Origin of the sequence: Paracoccus sp. SJTW-4 (assembly GCF_047716885.1) — a bacterium.
Taxonomy (GTDB): domain Bacteria; phylum Pseudomonadota; class Alphaproteobacteria; order Rhodobacterales; family Rhodobacteraceae; genus Paracoccus; species Paracoccus solventivorans.
This window is the reverse complement of sequence record NZ_CP136681.1, coordinates 2,867,417-2,885,289: the sequence shown is the minus strand read 5'-3', so window position 1 is coordinate 2,885,289 and position 17,873 is coordinate 2,867,417. Positions and strand designations below refer to the sequence as shown.

General features: G+C 72.2%; 16 protein-coding genes. 10 read left to right on the top strand and 6 right to left on the bottom strand.

All coding sequences use genetic code 11. From position 1 onward, the window contains the following. Nucleotides 1-195 precede the first annotated feature (195 nt). Complete coding sequence (locus RSP45_RS14105; RefSeq protein WP_415392412.1) at nucleotides 196-1,146, top strand: DMT family transporter; 951 nt, start codon at nucleotides 196-198, stop codon at nucleotides 1,144-1,146. Here the strand turns inward: RSP45_RS14105 and RSP45_RS14100 are convergent. Beyond that, nucleotides 1,097-3,985, bottom strand: a complete 2,889-nt coding sequence (locus RSP45_RS14100; RefSeq protein WP_415392411.1) for a transglycosylase SLT domain-containing protein — start codon at nucleotides 3,983-3,985, stop codon at nucleotides 1,097-1,099. The two genes, RSP45_RS14105 and RSP45_RS14100, sit on opposite strands and share 50 nt — an antisense overlap. Nucleotides 3,986-4,102: 117 nt before the next feature. On the opposite strand from RSP45_RS14100, the gene dapA reads away from it, so the two are divergent. Next, entirely contained in the window at nucleotides 4,103-4,978 is an 876-nt protein-coding gene (gene dapA, locus RSP45_RS14095) for a 4-hydroxy-tetrahydrodipicolinate synthase (protein WP_415392410.1), read from the top strand. Nucleotides 4,979-4,986: 8 nt separating this feature from the next. Continuing rightward, nucleotides 4,987-5,316: a DMT family transporter gene (locus RSP45_RS14090; RefSeq protein ID WP_415392409.1), complete on the top strand. Its 330-nt coding sequence runs from the start codon at nucleotides 4,987-4,989 to the stop codon at nucleotides 5,314-5,316. 82 nt (nucleotides 5,317-5,398) lie between these two features. Here the strand turns inward: RSP45_RS14090 and RSP45_RS14085 are convergent, their stop codons facing one another. Further along, nucleotides 5,399-6,484 (bottom strand): pyridoxal phosphate-dependent aminotransferase, encoded by a 1,086-nt coding sequence (locus RSP45_RS14085; RefSeq protein ID WP_415392408.1) that lies wholly within the window; start codon nucleotides 6,482-6,484, stop codon nucleotides 5,399-5,401. Nucleotides 6,485-6,720: 236 nt separating this feature from the next. Between RSP45_RS14085 and smpB the strand changes: the two genes are divergently transcribed. From smpB to RSP45_RS14070, 3 genes are all read left to right on the top strand, one after another. Continuing rightward, nucleotides 6,721-7,194 carry an SsrA-binding protein SmpB gene (gene smpB, locus RSP45_RS14080; RefSeq protein WP_073067437.1) on the top strand — a complete coding sequence of 158 codons (474 nt, stop codon included), beginning with the start codon at nucleotides 6,721-6,723 and terminating at the stop codon, nucleotides 7,192-7,194. A 116-nt stretch (nucleotides 7,195-7,310) separates the two neighbouring features. After that, a complete protein-coding gene (sseA, locus tag RSP45_RS14075; RefSeq protein ID WP_415392407.1) occupies nucleotides 7,311-8,180 on the top strand; it encodes a 3-mercaptopyruvate sulfurtransferase in 870 nt (289 codons plus the stop codon). Next, nucleotides 8,181-9,365, top strand: coding sequence for an aromatic amino acid transaminase (locus RSP45_RS14070; RefSeq protein WP_415392406.1), 1,185 nt, complete (start codon nucleotides 8,181-8,183; stop codon nucleotides 9,363-9,365). Between the two features lie 200 nt (nucleotides 9,366-9,565). Here RSP45_RS14070 and RSP45_RS14065 read toward each other — a convergent pair whose 3' ends face one another. Further along, entirely contained in the window at nucleotides 9,566-9,760 is a 195-nt protein-coding gene (locus RSP45_RS14065; RefSeq protein WP_073067431.1) for a DUF1127 domain-containing protein, read from the bottom strand. Nucleotides 9,761-10,045: 285 nt separating this feature from the next. After that, nucleotides 10,046-10,792 (bottom strand): 16S rRNA (uracil(1498)-N(3))-methyltransferase, encoded by a 747-nt coding sequence (locus RSP45_RS14060; RefSeq protein WP_415392405.1) that lies wholly within the window; start codon nucleotides 10,790-10,792, stop codon nucleotides 10,046-10,048. Between the two features lie 13 nt (nucleotides 10,793-10,805). Between RSP45_RS14060 and ubiA the strand changes: the two genes are divergently transcribed. The 3 genes from ubiA to RSP45_RS14045 all read left to right on the top strand — a co-directional run bounded on the left by ubiA (nucleotide 10,806) and on the right by RSP45_RS14045 (nucleotide 15,121). Next, nucleotides 10,806-11,804 carry a 4-hydroxybenzoate octaprenyltransferase gene (gene ubiA / locus RSP45_RS14055; protein ID WP_415392404.1) on the top strand — a complete coding sequence of 333 codons (999 nt, stop codon included), beginning with the start codon at nucleotides 10,806-10,808 and terminating at the stop codon, nucleotides 11,802-11,804. A 63-nt stretch (nucleotides 11,805-11,867) separates the two neighbouring features. Beyond that, nucleotides 11,868-14,735, top strand: coding sequence for an OmpA family protein (locus tag RSP45_RS14050; RefSeq protein ID WP_415392403.1), 2,868 nt, complete (start codon nucleotides 11,868-11,870; stop codon nucleotides 14,733-14,735). 104 nt (nucleotides 14,736-14,839) lie between these two features. Beyond that, nucleotides 14,840-15,121: a hypothetical protein gene (locus tag RSP45_RS14045; RefSeq protein WP_415392402.1), complete on the top strand. Its 282-nt coding sequence runs from the start codon at nucleotides 14,840-14,842 to the stop codon at nucleotides 15,119-15,121. 31 nt (nucleotides 15,122-15,152) lie between these two features. Here the strand turns inward: RSP45_RS14045 and RSP45_RS14040 are convergent, their stop codons facing one another. Further along, nucleotides 15,153-16,034, bottom strand: coding sequence for a 50S ribosomal protein L11 methyltransferase (locus RSP45_RS14040; protein ID WP_415392401.1), 882 nt, complete (start codon nucleotides 16,032-16,034; stop codon nucleotides 15,153-15,155). Next, on the bottom strand, nucleotides 16,034-16,699 hold the full coding sequence (msrA, locus tag RSP45_RS14035) for a peptide-methionine (S)-S-oxide reductase MsrA (RefSeq protein WP_415392400.1): 666 nt from the start codon (nucleotides 16,697-16,699) through the stop codon (nucleotides 16,034-16,036). Before msrA ends, RSP45_RS14040 begins: the two co-directional genes overlap by 1 nt. 159 nt (nucleotides 16,700-16,858) lie before the next feature. Here msrA and RSP45_RS14030 point away from each other — a divergent pair, with 159 nt between their 5' ends. Then, nucleotides 16,859-17,833 carry a P1 family peptidase gene (locus tag RSP45_RS14030; RefSeq protein WP_415392399.1) on the top strand — a complete coding sequence of 325 codons (975 nt, stop codon included), beginning with the start codon at nucleotides 16,859-16,861 and terminating at the stop codon, nucleotides 17,831-17,833. The last annotated feature ends 40 nt before the right edge of the window (nucleotides 17,834-17,873 follow it).

Below are 17,873 nucleotides of genomic sequence, written 5' to 3'. Positions count from 1 at the left end.
CCGCCGCAGCTCGCCCCCGGTACCCGGCCAACACCACCGCGCCCGCGTTGTGCGGCGCGCAACCGGGCGCAGAGTTGCACGACTTCGGTCGTAACTGCCGCAATCGAGCTTGACACCCCTCCGGCGCGGGGCGAGTCGCTGGGCGTGCGCCCGGATTCGTCCCGGCCAGTCCCCCCTGTCCCGCGGTGGTTCCAGATGCCTCACTCCGCCTCTTTTCCGCCTGCCGCCGTGCCGGCCCCGGCCGCGGTCTCGCCTGCGGCGCGTAGGGGCGACCGGCCGGCGCTGGCGATCCTGCTGATGATCCTGGTCAGCCTGATCTTTTCACTGCAGGACGCGCTGTCGCGGTATCTGGGGTCGAATTATCCGCCGGTGCTGGTGGTGATGCTGCGCTACTGGTTCTTTGCGCTGTTCGCGATCGCGCTGGCGGCGCGGCAGCCGGGCGGGCTGCGCGCCGCGGTCCGCACCCGCCACCCGTGGTTGCAGATCGCGCGCGGGCTGCTGCTGGTGACGGAAATCCTGGTGATGCTGGTCGCCTTCGTCAAGCTGGGGCTGATCGAGTCCCACGCCGTCTTCATCGCCCATCCGCTGATCATCGTCGCCCTGTCCGGCCCGGTGCTGGGCGAGCGGATCGGCTGGCGCCGCTGGGCGGCGGTGGCGGTGGGGTTCGTCGGGATCCTGATCATCCTGCAGCCGGGGGTGCGGGTGTTTTCGCCCTGGGCGGCGCTGCCGCTGCTGTCGGCGCTGATGTTCGCGGTCTATGTGCTTCTGACCCGGATGGTCTCGGCCAAGGACGACGCCACCACCAGCCTGTTCTGGACCGGCATCGCCGGGGTGGCGGGGATCACCGTGGCCGGGCTGGGGCAGATGCAGCCGCTGGCGCCGGCCGACTGGCTGCCGATGGCGACGCTGTGCGTGACCGGGGTGGCGGGGCATTACCTGCTGATCCGCGCCTATTCGCTGGCCGAGGCGTCCAGCCTGCAGCCCTATTCCTATACGCAGCTGATCTGGGTGTCGCTGATCGGGCTGCTGTTCCTGGGTGAGACGGTCGGGGCGAACGTCGTGATCGGGATGATCATCATCGTCGCCGCCGGGCTGTTCACCTGGTGGCGAGAGCGCCAGAAGCGCGCGCAGCTTCCGCCGGCCTGAGCCGGTCCGGGACCGGCAGGATCCCCTCTGGCCGCAAGGGCGCGGCGGGGGATTGCGCTTCCGCTGGCGGGGCTCCGGTCGGGGCGACGGCAGAGGGCGGCGAGGTGGGAGCGGCAGTCGCGGCAGGTCCGGCCTCGACAGCAGCGGCTCCGGCAGTTCCGACGCGAGTAGCGGCACCCCCGGCAGCGGTTGTGTCGGCGCCAGCATTGGCAGGCTCGGCCCCGGCGGTCATGGCGGTCTCGCCGTCAGCAGCTGTCCCGGCAGCGTCGGAAGCGGCGGTTTCAGCCTCGGCAGCAGCGGGCTCGGCAGTAGCGGCCGCGTCAGTTCCGACGCGAACGGACGCACCCCCGGCAACAGCAGCCTCGGCGCCAGCGGTGGCAGGCGCTGTCCCTGCGGTCACCGCCGCCTCGCCGCCAGCGGCTGTTCCGGCAGCGTCGGGAGCGGCGGTTTCCGCCTCGGCAGCGGCGGGCCCGGCAGACTCGATGCCAGCAGCGGCGGCGGGAACAGCAGCGTCCTCCCCGGCGGTCACGGCAGTCCCTGTGCCAGCAGCGGTCCCGGCCGCGGCCACATCGGCAACAGCCCCCACCGCCCCCGCAGCAGCCTCGCCCTCACCCGACCGCGCGGGACGGCTGGGCGGCGCGGTCGAGGCCGTGATCGCGGGCGGGCCGATGGCGCGGGCGATCTCGGCGATTTGGGGGCCGGGCCGGGGGGCGGCCTCGTCCGGGGTGCCCGCGGCCTCGACCAGCCGGGCGATCCCCGCCGCATCCCCGTTCAGCGCCAGCTGCACCGCCTGCGCAAAGGCGCCGGTCACCCAGTCGGGCGCCGGACGCGGGGGCGCCGATTGCGCCAGTTGCAGCGGCCCGGGGCTGACCTGCGGGGCGGAAACCCCGCCGCTGAGGTCCCAGCTGGGGACAAAGGGCACGCTGTGCCCGGCGATGCGGGCGCGATAGATCGGCAGCGCCTCGGCCACGCGCATCACGTAGTTGCGGGTCTCGTCGAACGGAATCATCTCGACCCAATCCACCGGGTCGGGGCCACCCTCGGCCCGTAGGTCGCCGAAATCGCGCAGCCAGCGCGAGGACCGCCCCGGCCCGGCATTGTATCCCGCCGCCACCAGCGCGATCGAGTTGCCGAAGCGGTTGCGCAGCCCCGCCAGATAGGCCGCGCCCAGCCGGGCGTTATAGGCGGCATCGCGGGTCAGCCGGGGCAGCTCGAAGGCCTCGCCGATCTCGCCGGCCATCTGGCGGGCGGTGTCGGGCATCACCTGCATCAGCCCGCGCGCGCCGACGCGGGACATGACGGTGTGGTTGAACTCGCTTTCCTGCCGGGCGATCGCCATCACCAACTCGGGCGGCAGGCCGAAGCTGCCGCGCTCCAGCCCGGTCAGCGGGTAATGCAGTGCCGGGTGGACCAGCCCCTTGGCGGCGGCGGCCTTGGACAGGCGCAGCGCGTCCCAGGGACGGTGCATTTCCGCCATCAAGCGGCCCATGCGCAGGATGTCCTGCGGTTCGGCGGTCTGGGCCAGATGCAGGAAGAACCGCTGCGCCTGCGTGCCGTCGCCCGCCGCCAGCAGCCACAGCCCGGCCTGGAACAGCCGGTTGCCCAGCAGCGCCGAGCCGCGCCAGTCGGGCAGCGTCTCGGCCCCCGCCAGCACCAGCGCCGGGTCCATGGGGGCGCCGATCCGCTCGGCCGCGAGCTGGCCGTAATAGGTGGCCTGATGGGCGGCAGCGCGAGCGTAAGCGGCCGTGGCGGCGGCGCGGTCGCCCTGCGCCTCGGCGGCGCGGCCCTGCCAGTAATGGCTGCGCGACAGGGTGATCCCGGAACGCCCCTCGACCGGCAGCCGGGCGAAATACGCGGCCGCACGGTCGGCGGCCCCCGCCCGCAGCGCCGCATAACCGGCCAGCCAGTCCAGATCGACGGCATCCGCATGGCCCTCGGGCAGGAAGTGGTTGGCGGCCAAACGCTCGGCCAGCGCCCAGTCGCCGGCGCGCAGCGCCGCGCGGGCATGATCGCGCCGCGCCCCCACCCAGGCGGCGGGGTCGCGCAGCGCCTCGGCCGAGGTCGAGCGTTCCAGCATCAGCGCCCGCGCCAGGTCGCCCTGTTTCGCCGCCACCCGCCAGCGGAACCGGTCCAGCGCCAGCCCGGCGTCGTCACGCTGCGGCTGCGGCAGCGCCAGGATCAGCGCGTCCACTCCCGGGCGCTTGGCCTGCACCGCGATGCGGGCACGGGCCAGATCGGCGTCCGGGCCCGGGGGAATGCGCGGCAGCATCCGCTCGGCCGCGGCCCATTCGCCGGCGTCGAGCAGCGCGGCCAGCCGCGCCGCATGATGGGAGGCCAACGCCTTGCCATGAGCGGCGAGGAACGAAGTTTCAGAGGTTTCGTCCAGCGGCAGGGGCTGGGTCCAGAACCGCACCGCGGCGGCGGCACGCTGCTTGCGCGGCTGCGCGGCGATCCATGCCTGCGCGGCGGCGAGGGTTTCGGGCAGACGCGCGCCAAACCACGCCAGCACTTCGGCCGCGGGGGCGTCGGGGGGCAGTGCGGCTTCGCCCCGGCGATACAGCAGCTCCATCCCCGGCCAGTCGGAATTGCGCCGGGCAAAGTCGAGATATTCCGCCCACACCCCCTGCCCGGCCCGCAGCCGCTGCCAGGTCACCAGATCGAGGGCCAGCGCGCCGGACTGCCGGGCACTCGCCTCGGCGGCCACCCAGTCCTGCGCCCCGGCCGCGGCCAGCGCCCGCGCAACCGCGGCGCCATCCTCGGCCCGTGCACCGGGCAGCGGCACGGTCACGCCGGCGACCGCCAGCGCCAGCACGGCCAGTCTGAATCTCGTGCGGTCCATGGCGGCCAATCTGGGGGGATGGCCGCGGCATGGCAACTCACATCCGCGGCAGCCCTGCTTGGCATTGCCTGCGCGCGGTTGTATGCCGCAGGCAAACAGCATCGTCAGGATCGAGTCATGTTCCAAGGATCTCTCCCCGCCATGGTCACGCCGCTGACCGACAAGGGGGCAGTCGATTGGTCGGCGCTCGAGCAACTGGTGGACTGGCTGATCGAGCAGGGCAGCAACGGACTTGTCCCCGTCGGAACCACCGGCGAAAGCCCGACCCTGACCCATGACGAACACCGCGAAGTGGTCGAGGCCGTGGTCCGCCACGCCGCCGGCCGGGTGCCGGTGATCGCCGGCGCCGGGTCGAACAACACGCAAGAGGCGATCGAGCTGGCCCGCCACGCCTGCGAGGTCGGGGCCGACGGGCTGCTGATCGTGACGCCCTATTACAACAAGCCGACCCAGGCCGGGCTGATCGCGCATTTCACCGCCGTGCACGACGCCACCGACCGTCCGATCATCATCTACAACATCCCCGGCCGCTCGGTCGTGGACATGACACCCGAGACGATGGGCGAGCTGGCGAAGCTGCCGCGCATCGCCGGCGTCAAGGACGCCACCGGCCGGCTGGAACGCGTCAGCTGCCAGCGCATCACCTGCGGGCCGGATTTCATCCAGCTGTCGGGCGAGGATGCGACCGCGCACGGCTTCAACGCGCAAGGCGGCGTCGGCTGCATCTCGGTCACCGCCAATGTGGCGCCGGCGCTCTGCGCGCAGATGCAGGCGGCCTGTCGCGCCGGCGACTATGCCGAGGCGCTGCGGCTGCAGGACCTGCTGATGCCGCTGCATATCGCGATCTTCCTGGAACCGGGGCTGGTCGGGGCGAAATACGCGCTGTCGCGGCTGGGGCGCTGCGGGGAAACCGTGCGGCTGCCGCTGGTGCCGCTGACCGATGCCACCCGCGCCCGCATCGATGCCGCCATGGCCCACGCCGGGCTGGTCTGAGGCACGTCATGGGTTATCCGGTCCTGCTGGTCGCGATCGTGCTCGAGGTGATCGGAACGTCGTTCCTGATGGCCTCGCAGCAGTTCACCCGGCTGGTTCCGACCGCGATCATGGCGCTGGCCTATCTGGCCTCGTTCTATTTCCTGTCGCAGGCGTTGCGCTACATGCCGCTGGGCATCGCCTATGCGATCTGGAGCGGGCTGGGAGTCGTCCTGACGGTGGCCATCGGCATGGTGGTGTTCCGGCAGGTGCCGGACTGGCCCGCCGTGGCTGGGGTGTCGCTGATCATCCTGGGCGTGGTGGTCATCAACGGGTTTTCCAGCGTCGCCGGGCATTGAGGGATGGTGCGTGCAAAGCACGCACCCTACGGCGCCGCATCGTTTGCCCTGACGCGCAGGGTGCGTGCTCTGCACGTACCGCTCACCCAAGCGCGCAGGCGAGCGCCTCGGCAAAGGCATCGAGTTCGCCATCGGGGCCGCAGCTGACCCGGATGCAGCGGTTCTGCGGCGCGACCCAGGGCATCCGCACGAACACCCCGCGCGCAGCCAGCCCCTCGACGATCCGGCGGGCGAAATCCCCGTCGCCGCCGCAATCGACCGCCACGAAATTGGTGGCCGATGGCAGCGCCGCCAGCCCGTTCGCCGCGGCGATCTCCGCGATCCGCGCCCGTGCCGCGGCGACCTGCGCCCTTGTGGCGTCCAGATGGGCAGGATCGCCCAGCGCCGCCAGCGCTCCCGCCTGCGCGACGCTGTTGACCCCGAAATGGTTGCGCACCCGGTCGAAGGCCGCGACCAGCGAGGGCGCGCCGATGGCATAGCCGATCCGCGCCCCCGCCATGCCGTATGCCTTGGAAAAGGTGCGCATCCGCAGCACCCTCGGGTCGGCCGGGTCGATCCGCGGCAGCGCCGGGGCGAACTCGACATAGGCCTCGTCGAGGATCATCAGCATGTCGGCGGGCAGCGCGGCCACCGCGGCCTCGATCACCTCGGGCGGATGCCAGCCGCCCATGGGGTTGTCGGGATTGCACAGATAAACCATGCGCGCGCCGGCGCTGGCCGCGCGCGCCACCAGCGCCGCAGGGTCCTGCATGTCGTCGCGATAGGGCACCCGCAGCAGCTGCCCGCCAAAGCCGGTGACGTGGAAATCGAAGGTCGGATAGCCGCCGCCCGAGGTCACCACCGCATCGCCCGCGTCGACCAGCAGCCGCACCGCCAGCCCCAGCAGCCCGTCGATCCCCTCGCCGACCACGATATTTTCGGCCGCGCAGCCGCAATGCCGCGCCAGCGCCTGTTTCAGGTCGTGATTCGTCGGGTCGCCATATTTCCAGACCTCGGCCGCCGCCGCCCGCATCGCCGCGATGGCCTGGGGCGAGGGGCCAAAGCCGTTCTCGTTCGCACCCAGCCGGGCGCGGAACGGCGCGCCGCGACGGCGCTCAAGCGTCTCGGGGCCGACGAAGGGGACCGAATCGGGCAGGCTGGCGGGGATGGGGGCAAGGCGCGGTGTCATGGTGGCAGGGAAAGCCGAAAGCCGCCGCTGCCGCAAGCCCCGCCCACAGGACGTCGCCGCCGCGATGGCGGCAGGGTTGCATGGGTATTTGAGCCAGAAAGAAACCCCCGCCGCTTCTTTCTGGCCCAAATACCCCGGGGTGAGCGCCGCAGGCGCGAGGGGCAGCGCCCCTCCCTGCCGCGCCGCCCCGGCCGCCGCTTTACACCGGGCGCGGCTCTGCCTATCTCTCGCCGATCATGGCCCAGGCAAAATCCGATCCGAACTACAAGGTGATCGCCGAGAACCGGCGCGCGCGTTTCGATTACTTCATCGAAAGCGATCTCGAAGTCGGGATCGTGCTGACCGGATCCGAGGTCAAGGCGCTGCGCACCGGCCAGTCCAACATCGCCGACAGCTATGCCAGCGTCGAGAACGGCGAGCTGTGGCTGATCAACTCCTACATCGCCGCCTACAAGCAGGCGGGTGTCTTCGGGCATGAAGAGCGGCGCCACCGCAAGCTGCTGGTCAGCCGGCGCGAGCTGGCGCGGCTGTGGCAGGCGGTCGGGCGCGAGGGGATGACGCTGGTGCCGCTGGTGATGTATTTCAACCACAAGGGCCGGGTGAAGCTGAAGCTGGGCATCGCCAAGGGCAAGAAGGCCCACGACAAGCGCGCGACCGAGGCCAAGCGCGACTGGGGCCGCGAAAAGCAGCGTCTGCTGAAACAGGGCTGAGTCCCGGCGCGGGAGGGCCGCGGCGGGACCACAGGGCTGCGCGTGGCGCGTTGCAGGCCCGTGCTGGGCGCGTTAAGGCATCAGGCAGACAGGCGGGCCAGCATACGGAGGAAGCCGTGACCGACGATTCCAGAACGGACGATCCCAGGACGCTGGTGTCCACCGACTGGCTGGCCGCGCATCTGCACGACCCCGACCTGCGCATCATCGACGGCAGCTGGCACATGGAGGCCACCGGCCGGGACGCCCATGCCGAATACATGGCCGCCCACATCTCCGGCGCGCGGTTCTTCGACATCGACGCCATCGCCGACACCCGCAGCCCCCTGCCCCACATGGCGCCGCAGCCGGAAATGTTCGTCAGCCGCCTGCGCGCCATGGGCATCGGCGACGGGCATCAGGTGGTGGTCTACGACAACTCGGACGTCCGTTCGGCGGCGCGGGTGTGGTGGACCTTCCGGCTGATGGGCAAGACCGACGTGGCGGTCCTGGACGGCGGTTTCGCAAAATGGCGGGCCGAGGGGCGCGAGGTCGAGGACCTGCCCCCGATCACCCGCGACCGGCACATGACCGTGCAGCGGCAGGCAGCGCGGGTGCGCGATGTGACCCAGGTCGCCGCCGCCGCCAAGCTGGGCGATCATGTGATCATCGACGCCCGCGGCCCCGGCCGTTTCCGCGGCGACGAGCCCGAGCCGCGCCCGGGGCTGCGCCAGGGCCACATCCCCGGCTCGCGCAACGTCCCCTTCACCCTGCTTTACAATGACGACGGCACCATGAAATCCGTGCCCGAGCTGCGCGCCGTGTTCGAGGCCGCCGGCGTCGACCTGTTGCGCCCCGCGATCACCACCTGCGGCTCTGGCATCACCGCCGCCAGCCTTGCGCTCGCGCTCGAGCGGCTGGGCAAGCGCGACTGGTCCGTCTACGACGGCAGCTGGACCGAGTGGGGCAGCTACCCCGACCTCAAGATCGAAACCGGAGACGCCTGAATGTTCGGCACCCTCAAGCCCCAAGCCCCTGACAAGATCCTGGCCCTGATGGGCGAGTTCCGCGCCGACCCGCGGCAGGGCAAGATCGACCTTGGCGTGGGCGTCTACAAGGACCCGACCGGGCTGACCCCGGTCATGCGCGCCGTCAAGGAAGCCGAGCGCCGGATCTGGGAAGCCGAGACCACGAAAAGCTATACCGCGCTGTCGGGCGAGCCTGCGTATCTGGAGGCGCTGTCGGCGATGGTGCTGGGCGGCGTGCGCGACAGCGCCCGCACCGCGATGCTGTCCACCGTCGGCGGCACCGGCGCGATCCGGCAGGCGTTCGAGATGGCGCGGATGGGCAACCCCGAGGTGACCGTGCATGTGTCGGACCCGACCTGGCCGAACCATGTCTCGATGCTCAAGTTCATGGGGCTGCCCTTCGTCGAGTACCGCTATTTCGACGGCGCCACCCGCGGCGTCGATTTCGAGGGGATGAAGGCCGATCTCGCCCGCGCGAAAAAGGGCGATCTGGTGCTGCTGCACGGCTGCTGCCACAACCCCACCGGCGCCAACCTGACGCTGGAGCAATGGTCCGAGGTGGTGGCGATCCTGGAACGCACCGGCGCCGTGCCGCTGGTGGACCTGGCCTATCAGGGCTTCGGCGACGGGCTGGACGAGGATGCGGCCGGCACGCGGCTGGTGGTGTCCTCGCTGCCCGACGCGCTGGTGGCGGCCTCGTGTTCCAAGAACTTCGGCATCTACCGGGAACGCGCCGGGCTGCTGATGGTGCAGGTGGCCGATCCGGCACAGCGCGACCTGGCGCAGGGGGCGCTGGCCTTCCTGGGGCGGCAGACCTATTCCTTCCCGCCCGACCACGGCGCGCGGATCGTGCAGACCATCCTCGAGGACGGGGCGCTGGCCGCCGACTGGCGGGCCGAGTTGGAACAGGTGCGGCTGGGGATGCTGTCGCTGCGCCAGCAGCTGGCGGCCGAGCTGCGCAGCCTGACCGGCAGCGACCGCTTCGACTTCATCGAGCGGCACCGCGGCATGTTCTCGCGCCTGGGCGCCACGCCCGAGCAGGTGCAGAAGATCAAGGACGACAACGCCATCTATCTGGTCGGCGATTCGCGGCTGAACATCGCCGGGCTGAACCGCGACAGCGTGCCGGTGCTGGCCCGCGCCATCGTCGAGGCCGGCGTCTGAACAGGCTGGAACGGCAAGGGCCGGGCCGGGGATCATCCCCGCGCCCGGCCCTTCGCCCCCGGCAGCTGCCTTGGGCCTTCATGGCCCCTGCAACCCGCCTGCCGTCCCGGCACCGGGCCGGATGCAGGCATGAAAAAACCGGGGCTCGCACTGCAACCGCGCAGGCGCACCCCGGCTTTTCTGGTTATGCGTGGATCGGCTTAGAGGCCGCGGGCCACGCGCTCGATATCCCCGCGGGTCAGGCCGATATCGCGCAGTTCGCGATCGGTCAGGCGGTTGAGCTCGTTGCGGGTCGCGCGGACATCCGCCCAGTAGCGGAGGGTCGCGGCGATGTTTTCGATGATCCCGGCGGGACGGTTGGCCGGAATGACGCGGATGGTGTCGATGGCCGACATTTTCTTGGAACCTGCCTTATTGTAGCCCGCATCTCAGCGGGCGGGGTACGGAAGTGACTGTGATATAGGCAGGAACTCCGGAAGCGACTACGGATAGGGTCAGGATGCTGCTATGCAGCAATCGCATGACACCGGGGCTCCGGGGCGGTGCTGGCACAGCTCGCAACCGCGTGAGGCTGCGAATATTCGCGCGTCGCTCCCACGCTGCACCGCAGAATATCTCGGCACCCGGCCGTTGCAGGACAGAATCTGTCACAACCCCGGCTTGGGGCGCGACAAGTGCGGTCACTTGTCGCGGGGCGGGTTCCAGTCGCCCAGCACCGCCTGCCACATGGTCAGCGCCGCCACAGCCGCAGAATCAGCCCGCAAGACCCTTGGCCCCAGGCTGATCCGCTGCACGAAATCGAGCCCCCCGAGTCGCTGACGCTCCGCCTCTGACCAGCCGCCCTCGGGGCCGATCAGGATCGCCCACGGCCCCCGCGGCAGCCCTTGCAGCATCTGGACCGGCGCCGCGGGTGCCCCCGCCAGCGCCTCGTCCGCCCACAGGATGCGGCGCGCGGGGTCCCAGCCGGCCAGCAGCCGCGGCAGCGCCACCAGATCCGCCACCGGCGGCACGAAGGTGCCGCCGCATTGCTCGGCCGCCTCGACCGCATGGGCCTGCAGGCGCTCGCGCGCGATGCGCTCGGTGTTGCTGTGGTCGGTCTGCACCGGCTGGATGCGAGCCGCGCCCAGCTCGGCGGCCTTTTCCACAATGAAATCGGTGCGCGCCTTCTTGATCGGCGCGAACAGCAGCCAGACATCGGGCGGGTCCACCTGCGGGGCGGTGGAGGCGATCAGCCCCAGCTCTCCGCCGCGCTTGCCCAGCGATTGCAGGCGCGCCGACCATTCCCCGTCGCGGCCGTTGAACACCGCGATCTCGGCCCCGACCGTCTGGCGCATGACGCCGCCCAGGTAATGCGCCTGCGCCGCATCCAGCGGCACGGGTTGTCCCGGGGCAAAGCCGTGATCTATGTAAAGCCTGATCTTTCCCATGCTGGCGGACCTTATGCAGTCTGACGATCCCACGCCACCGGTTACGCCATCGGCCGCGGGCGGAACAGCCCGCCCCGCCGCCGCCACGGTCGCCGACGCGCCCGGTGGCAACTGGGTCGACCGCCATGCGCCCCCGGCATGGCGCCCATGGCTGCGGCTGAGCCGCGCCGACCGCCCCATCGGCACCTGGCTGCTGCTGCTGCCCTGCTGGTGGGGGACGGGGCTGGCGATGATCGCCGACCGGCCGCGCTGGGTGGACCTGTGGGTGGTGATCGCCTGCGGCATCGGCGCGCTGGTGATGCGCGGCGCCGGCTGCACCTGGAACGACATCACCGACCGCGACATCGACGCCTCGGTGGCCCGGACCCGCTCGCGCCCGCTGCCCTCGGGGCAGGTGACGCTGCGGGGGACCTATCTGTGGCTGGCCGCGCAGCTGGCGCTGGGGGCGCTGATCCTGCTGACCATGAACGGGGCGGCGATCGCGCTGGGGTTTGCATCCTTGGGGCTGGTGGCGATCTATCCCTTTGCCAAGCGCTTCACCTGGTGGCCGCAGGTGTTCCTGGGGCTGGCCTTCAACTGGGGGGTGCTGCTGGCCTTTGCCGCCCATGGCGGCAAGCTGCACCCGGCGCCGCTGCTGGCCTATGCGGCCGGGATCCTGTGGACGCTGCATTACGACACCATCTATGCCCATCAGGACGCCGAGGATGACGCGCTGATCGGGGTGAAATCCACCGCGCGGCTGTTCGGAAACGACAGCCCGCGCTGGCTGCTGGGCTTTGCCGCGGGGTCAGTGCTGCTGCTGGCGGCGGCGGTGGCGGCGACGCGCCCCTCGGCGGTGCAGGCGGTGCTGGCGATGCTGGGGATCGCGGGGTTCGCCGCGCATCTGCTGTGGCAGCTGCGCCTGTTCGACCAGCACGACAGCGCCTCGTGCCTGCGGCTGTTCCGCGCCAACCGCGACGCCGGGCTGATCGTGGCGGGGGCGCTGCTGCTGGCCGGGCTCGCCCAGGTTTGATTGCGGCGCGGTCCGGGCGCACCCATCTGGGGCAGGACCGCTGACGACAAGGAAAGACCCGGCATGGCCGATACGGACCGAAACGCGACCCCCTCTCCCTCCGTCCGCCGCCACCGCCGCTGGCGGGGACGGCTGGCCGGGCTGGGGCTGCTGGGGCTGGCCGCGGGCGCGGCCCTGACGGCCGGGCAATGGGCCACCACCCGGATCGAGGACCGGCTGGCCGCAAGGGTCCGGGCCGAGCTGGCCCAGCAATCGCTGGACTGGGCCCGGATCGCGGCCGACGGGCTCGAGGTGCGGCTGACCGGCACTGCCCCCGACGAGATCCAGCACCTGCGCGCCGTCGCCGCCGCCTCGGGCGCCGCCGCCAGCGTCACCGGGCTGTCCCGGATCAGCGATGCCGTCACCGTCGCCAGCGCCGACCGGCCCGCGCCCCCGCCCTTCCGGCTGGAGATCCTGCGCAACGAACAGGGCACCTCGGTGATCGGGCTGGCGCCCCGCGCCATGCAGCGGCGCCCGCTGATCGAGCGGCTGGGCCGCGCCGCCGGTCCCGCGCGGTTGACCGACCTGCTGGAGCTGGCCGACCATCCCGTGCCCGACCACTGGGACGCGGCGGTGGGCTTTGCCGTGGCCGCGGCCGAACAGATGCCGCGCGCCAAGATCGCGGTCACGCCAGGGCGGGTGGAAATCACCGCGGTGACCAACGGTCAGGCCGAAAAGACCCGGCTGGAACAGGCGCTGTCGCTGGCGCTGCCCGCGGGGGTGGTGCTGGCCACCCATATCACCGCGCCGCGTCCGGTAATCGCCCCCTTCGTTCTGGAAATCGCCCGCGATGCCGAGGGCACCAGCCTGAGCCGCTGTTCCGCCGACACCATCCCCAGCCGCGACGCCATCCTGGCCGCCGCGGCCGAGGCCGGGGTGGCCGGCACCCCGGGCTGCCAGGTCGGGCTGGGCGCCCCCTCGCCGCAATGGTCCGCCGCCGCGGTGGCGGGGATCGAGGCGCTGGCGGCGCTGCCCGCCGGGCGGCTGACGATCACCGACACCCAGGTGGTGCTGGATGCCCCCGCGCAGGCGGCCGAAGGTTTCGCTGCCGCCCGCGACGGGCTGGCGCAGGCGCTGCCGCGCAGCTTCGCGCTGACCGCCACGCTGGCCCCGCCCGCCCCGGGCGATCCCGCGGCGGGGGACGGGCCGCTGCAACTGCTGGTCAGCACCGGCCCGCAGGGGGTGCGGCTGCAAGGCGCGGTTCCCGACGAGCGCATGGGCGCGGCGCTGGCCAGCCTGGTGGCGGCGCGGCTGGGACCGGCGGATGCGGCCGGGCTGACGGTGCGCGGCGACACGCCCCCCGGCTGGGCCGCCCGCGGCATGGCCGCGGTCGAGGCGCTGGACGTGCTCGACCGCGGCACCGCCACAGTAACGCCGGCGCTGATCGCGCTGGACGGCACCACCGGCAACCCCGCCGCCGCCGCCGAGATCGCCGCGCGGCTGGGGATGCGGCTGGGCGCCGGCGCCGCGTATGAGCTGGCGCTCAGCTACGATCCCCGGCTGGATCCGGCCTCTGACCTGCCCGACGGGCAGCAATGCGTCGATGCGCTGAACACCGCCATGCAGCAGGCCGAAATCGGGTTCGAGCCGAACCGCGCCGCCCTGGCCGGCGAGGTCGGCCCCAGCATCGCCGCGCTGGCCGAGCAGTTGGAGCCCTGCAGCGATTTCCGCATCGAGGTCGGCGGCCATACCGACTCGCAGGGCTCGGCCGAGTTCAACCGCAAGCTGTCGGCGGATCGCGCCCGCGCGGTGATCGCGGCGCTGGCCGAGGCGGGCGCCGACACGCGCCACTTGTCCGCCGTCGGCCACGGCGCCGACCGGCCGGTGGCCACGAACGCCACCCCCGAGGGCCGCGAGGCCAACCGCCGCATCGAGTTCCGCCTGCTCTCGCCCGAGCCGGTGACGACCGAGCCCCCGGTGCAGATCACCACCCGCGGGGTGACCGTGGCCGTGGCAGCGGCGAACGGGGCGGCAGCGCCCGACCGCGGCGCGGAGGGGCAGGATGCCCCGCCGGAGGGTGCAGGTACGGGCGAGGATGGCGGGGCAACGACGCCGGACAGCGAGGCGGAGCGGCAGGATGCTCTGCCGGAGGGCGCGGTGGCAGATGGCGGTTACGCGCCACAGGCGCCGCCGGAGGAGGCCGCGGAGGGTGGCGCGGCAGAGGCGGCGTCGGAAGCTGCCGCGGAAGGTGACGGGGCAGAAGATGCGGCTGGAGCCACGGCAGAGGATCCGAGTGGCGCGGCAGCAGATGATGCTCCCAGCGCCACCGGAGACGCAGGCGACGATACGCCGACCCCCGCAACTGCCGCCCCGGCACCCGAGGCTGCATCGGGCGGCTCTGCACCCGAGGATTCTGCGCCGGAAGCCTCGGCAGCGGACACACCTGCCGGCGAGGCTTCTGCGGCAGACAGCCGGCAGCCGGGCGCACCGGAAGACGCCGGAGCGGACGGCACCACCCCACCGCAGGACGGCGCCGATGCTGCCGCAGCGACAGCCCTCGCAGGTGACACCGGCGCACCGGAAGACGCCGGAGCGGGCGGCACCACCCCACCGCAAGGCGGCACCGATGCTGCCGCAGCGACGGCGCCCGCAAGGGAAGCCAGCGCCCCAGAGGACACCGAAGCCGGTAGCATCACCTCGCCGCAAGACGGCGCCGATGCTGCCGCAGCGACAGCCCCCGCAGGTGACACCGGCGCACCAGATGACGCCGAAGCGGATACCACTACCCCACCGCAAGACGGCACCGATGCTGCTGCAGCGACAGCGCCCGCAGGGAAAGCCGGCGCACCGGCGGGTGCCGAAGCAGACGGCACCGCCTCACCGCAAGACGACGCCGCAGCGGCACCCGTGGGAACCGCGCCGCGGCCGCCGCCCGCGCGGCCGTCGCGTTAGAGACTGCAGCGCGGGCCGGAACCCGTCGGCGGGGGTTTGCCGGGGCGGGGCGTCGGGCGGTCTTGGCTCTCGCCCGGCCGCGGCGGGCGGCGTAAGCTCGGGGCATGAATCAGACCGAATTGATGATCGCCATCGCCGGCGGACTGTTCGCGGCCTTCCTGCTGGGCTGGCTGGCCGGCTGGCTGGCGCTGCGGGCCGGCGACTCGGGCGCTGACCGGGCGGTGCCGCCCCCGCCCACGGGCTTTGCCGACATGGAGGCCCGGATCGCCGCGGCCGAGGATGCCGCCACCCGCGCCGAGGACGACCTGCGCGTCGCCCAGATCGAGATCGAGGAGCTGCGCAACTATATCGAGCGCAAGCTGGCGCAGACCCCCGGCCAATCCTGACCGGCCCGCAGAGGCGGGAAAGGCGGCGGGCTCAGCCCTCGGCCGGGCGCCCCACCACCAGCGTCGCCCAGTCCCCCAGGTCGTCGCGGCGGATCAGCGGCACCCCGGCGGCGGCATAGGCGGCGGCCACGTCGTCCGCCTGCCCGGTCAGGATGCCCGACAGGATCGCCCGCCCGCCCGGCGCCAGATGCCGCGCCATTTCGGGCGCGAGGTCGATTAGCGGCTGCTTGAGGATATTGGCAAAGATCAGCTCATACGGTCCCGCATCATGCAGCAGCGGGTGCGAGAACCCCTCGGCCATCACGCATTCCACCCGCCCGTCCAGCCCGTTGGCCAGCACGTTGGCCTGGGCGGTCTCGACCGCCACCGGGTCGATATCGGACGCCAGCACCAGCCCCGGCAGCACCCGCGCCGCCGCCATCGCCAGCACCGCGGTGCCGCAGCCGATATCGGCCACGCGCTGCGGGGTCTCACCGGCCGTCAGCATCCGGTCCAGCGCCAGCAGGCAGCCGCGGGTGGTGTCGTGGTGGCCGGTGCCAAAGGCCATCGCGGCCTCGATGCACAGCGCTTCCGCCCCTTCGGGCACGCGGTCGGCGTCATGGGCGCCGTGGACGAAGAACCGGCCGGCCTCGACCGGCGTCAGCTCGCGGCGGACATGGGCCACCCAGTCGACCTCGGGCAGTTCGGACACCGCAAAGGGCTGCGCGCCATGGGCGGCGGCCAGCAGCGCCAGCGTGATTTCGTCAGGGGATTCGGTGAAATAGACCCCGACCTCCCAGCGGTCGGAGCCGTCCTCGATCTCGAACACGCCGCTGCCCACGGGCTCGGGGGTCAGCATGTCCTCGCACGCCTCGGCCAGCGCCTCGGCGGCGGCGCGGCCCTGCGCATGGGTCAGCGCGGTCCAGGTCGCCATTACAGCACCCCCGTCGCCACCGAGGACCCGCCCGCCGAGGAGGACGAGGGTTCCGGGTTGCCGTCGCTTTCGCCGCTTGCAGCCTCGTGCACCGCGGCGGCGCTGGAGGCCTGCACCCCGGTACCGCGCAGCCCGCAATAGCCGTCGGGAACCTTGTGCAGATATTGCTGGTGGTCCTCTTCCGGGGCGCGCCAGAAGCGGTCGAGCGGCGCGATCTGCGTGGTGATGCGCCCGTAGCCGTTCACCGCCAGCCGGTTGTCATAGTCGATGCGGCTGGCCTCGGCCGCGGCCAGCTGGCTGTCGGAGGTGGTGAAGATCACCGAGCGATACTGGTCGCCGACATCGTTGCCCTGCCGGTTACCTTGGGTGGGATCGTGGTTTTCCCAGAAGATCTTGAGGATCTGTTCCGTGCTGATCCGGCTGGGGTCGTAGACCACGCGCACCACCTCGGCATGGCCGGTGCCGCCGGCGCAGACCTGGCGATAGGTCGGGTTCTCGGTGCTGCCGCCGGCAAAGCCGACCTCGGTCAGGAACACGCCCTCCTGCTGCCAGTAGAGCCGCTCGACCCCCCAATAGCAGCCCATGCCCAGCACGATATCCTCGAACCCCTTGGGCGTGGGCGTGTCGAGCGGGCGGCCGAAAATGGCGTGGATCGGGGCTTGCATGGCGTGCTCCTGTCGGTTGGTCCCTGATCTAGGGCGCGGGGCGGGGTTTCACAACGCCTTGCGCGGCGGTCCGGTTCTGCGACAGGCTGGGCCGCGCGGCGAGGCCGGACCGGGGGCCAGCCCCCGGGCCCCCGGGATATTTTCGTAATGGAGAATGGCATGAAGGCGGGACCGTTGAACCTGATTACCGATGTCGCCGGGCTGCGTGTCGGCAATGCCTCGGACCCGGCGCTGAAATCCGGGGTGACGGTGCTGACCTCGGACGCGCCATTCGCCTGTGGGGTGCATGTGATGGGCGGCGCGCCGGGCACGCGGGAAACCGACCTGCTGTCCCCGGACCGGCTGGTGCAGGCGGTGGATGCGCTGGTGCTGGCCGGCGGCTCGGCCTTTGGGCTGGGCGCGGCCGAGGGCGTCGTGGCCGGGCTGCGGGCGGCGGGGCGCGGCTTTGCGGTGGGGGACGCGCGCGTGCCGATCGTGCCGGGCGCGATCCTGTTCGACCTGCTGAACGGCGGCGACAAGGGCTGGGGCGACAACCCCTATCCGGCGCTGGGGGGCCGCGCGCTGGAGGCGACCGGGGTCCGGTTCGCGCTGGGGTCCGAGGGCGCGGGGACCGGGGCCTTGACCGCGCAGTGGAAGGGTGGGCTCGGCTCGGCCTCGGCGGTGCTGGACGACGGCACCACCATCGGCGCGCTGGTGGCGGTGAATGCGCTGGGGTCGGTGACCGCGCCCTCGGGGCAGTTCTGGGCGGCTCCGTGGGAGCTGGGGGACGAGTTCGGCGGGCTGGGCCTGGCGGGCCCCTATGATCCGGGCCATGAGCCCGCACCGGAAAAGCGGCAGGGCGAGGCCACCACCATCGGCATCATCGCCACCGACGCGGCGCTGGACAAGGCGGCGCTGACCCGGCTGGCGGTGGGGGCGCATGACGGGTTCGCCCGCGCCATCGTGCCCTCGCACACGCCCTTCGACGGGGATCTGGTGTTCGCGGTCTCGACCGGGGCGCGCAAAGGGGCGGACCCGTTCCGGCTGGGCCATGCCGCCGCCTGCACCATGGCGCGGGCCATCGCGCGGGCGGTGTTCCTGGCCACCCCGGCCCCGGGCGATCTGCAGCCCTGCTGGCGGGCCGCGCGGGGCTGAGGGGCGCGCTTGCGGCGGATGCACGCCCGCGCCCGGTCTT

What these genes read in the sequence shown, in the direction of transcription:
- msrA (WP_415392400.1), bottom strand. Translation starts at nt 16,699, where the DNA reads ATGCAAGCCCCGATCCACGCCATTTTCGGCCGCCCGCTCGACACGCCC.
- RSP45_RS14090 (WP_415392409.1), top strand. Translation starts at nt 4,987, where the DNA reads ATGGGTTATCCGGTCCTGCTGGTCGCGATCGTGCTCGAGGTGATCGGA.
- RSP45_RS14060 (WP_415392405.1), bottom strand. Translation starts at nt 10,792, where the DNA reads ATGGGAAAGATCAGGCTTTACATAGATCACGGCTTTGCCCCGGGACAA.
- RSP45_RS14050 (WP_415392403.1), top strand. Translation starts at nt 11,868, where the DNA reads ATGGCCGATACGGACCGAAACGCGACCCCCTCTCCCTCCGTCCGCCGC.
- dapA (WP_415392410.1), top strand. Translation starts at nt 4,103, where the DNA reads ATGTTCCAAGGATCTCTCCCCGCCATGGTCACGCCGCTGACCGACAAG.
- RSP45_RS14070 (WP_415392406.1), top strand. Translation starts at nt 8,181, where the DNA reads ATGTTCGGCACCCTCAAGCCCCAAGCCCCTGACAAGATCCTGGCCCTG.
- RSP45_RS14045 (WP_415392402.1), top strand. Translation starts at nt 14,840, where the DNA reads ATGAATCAGACCGAATTGATGATCGCCATCGCCGGCGGACTGTTCGCG.
- ubiA (WP_415392404.1), top strand. Translation starts at nt 10,806, where the DNA reads ATGCAGTCTGACGATCCCACGCCACCGGTTACGCCATCGGCCGCGGGC.
- RSP45_RS14085 (WP_415392408.1), bottom strand. Translation starts at nt 6,484, where the DNA reads ATGACACCGCGCCTTGCCCCCATCCCCGCCAGCCTGCCCGATTCGGTC.
- RSP45_RS14100 (WP_415392411.1), bottom strand. Translation starts at nt 3,985, where the DNA reads ATGGACCGCACGAGATTCAGACTGGCCGTGCTGGCGCTGGCGGTCGCC.
- RSP45_RS14105 (WP_415392412.1), top strand. Translation starts at nt 196, where the DNA reads ATGCCTCACTCCGCCTCTTTTCCGCCTGCCGCCGTGCCGGCCCCGGCC.
- RSP45_RS14040 (WP_415392401.1), bottom strand. Translation starts at nt 16,034, where the DNA reads ATGGCGACCTGGACCGCGCTGACCCATGCGCAGGGCCGCGCCGCCGCC.
- RSP45_RS14065 (WP_073067431.1), bottom strand. Translation starts at nt 9,760, where the DNA reads ATGTCGGCCATCGACACCATCCGCGTCATTCCGGCCAACCGTCCCGCC.
- RSP45_RS14030 (WP_415392399.1), top strand. Translation starts at nt 16,859, where the DNA reads ATGAAGGCGGGACCGTTGAACCTGATTACCGATGTCGCCGGGCTGCGT.
- smpB (WP_073067437.1), top strand. Translation starts at nt 6,721, where the DNA reads ATGGCCCAGGCAAAATCCGATCCGAACTACAAGGTGATCGCCGAGAAC.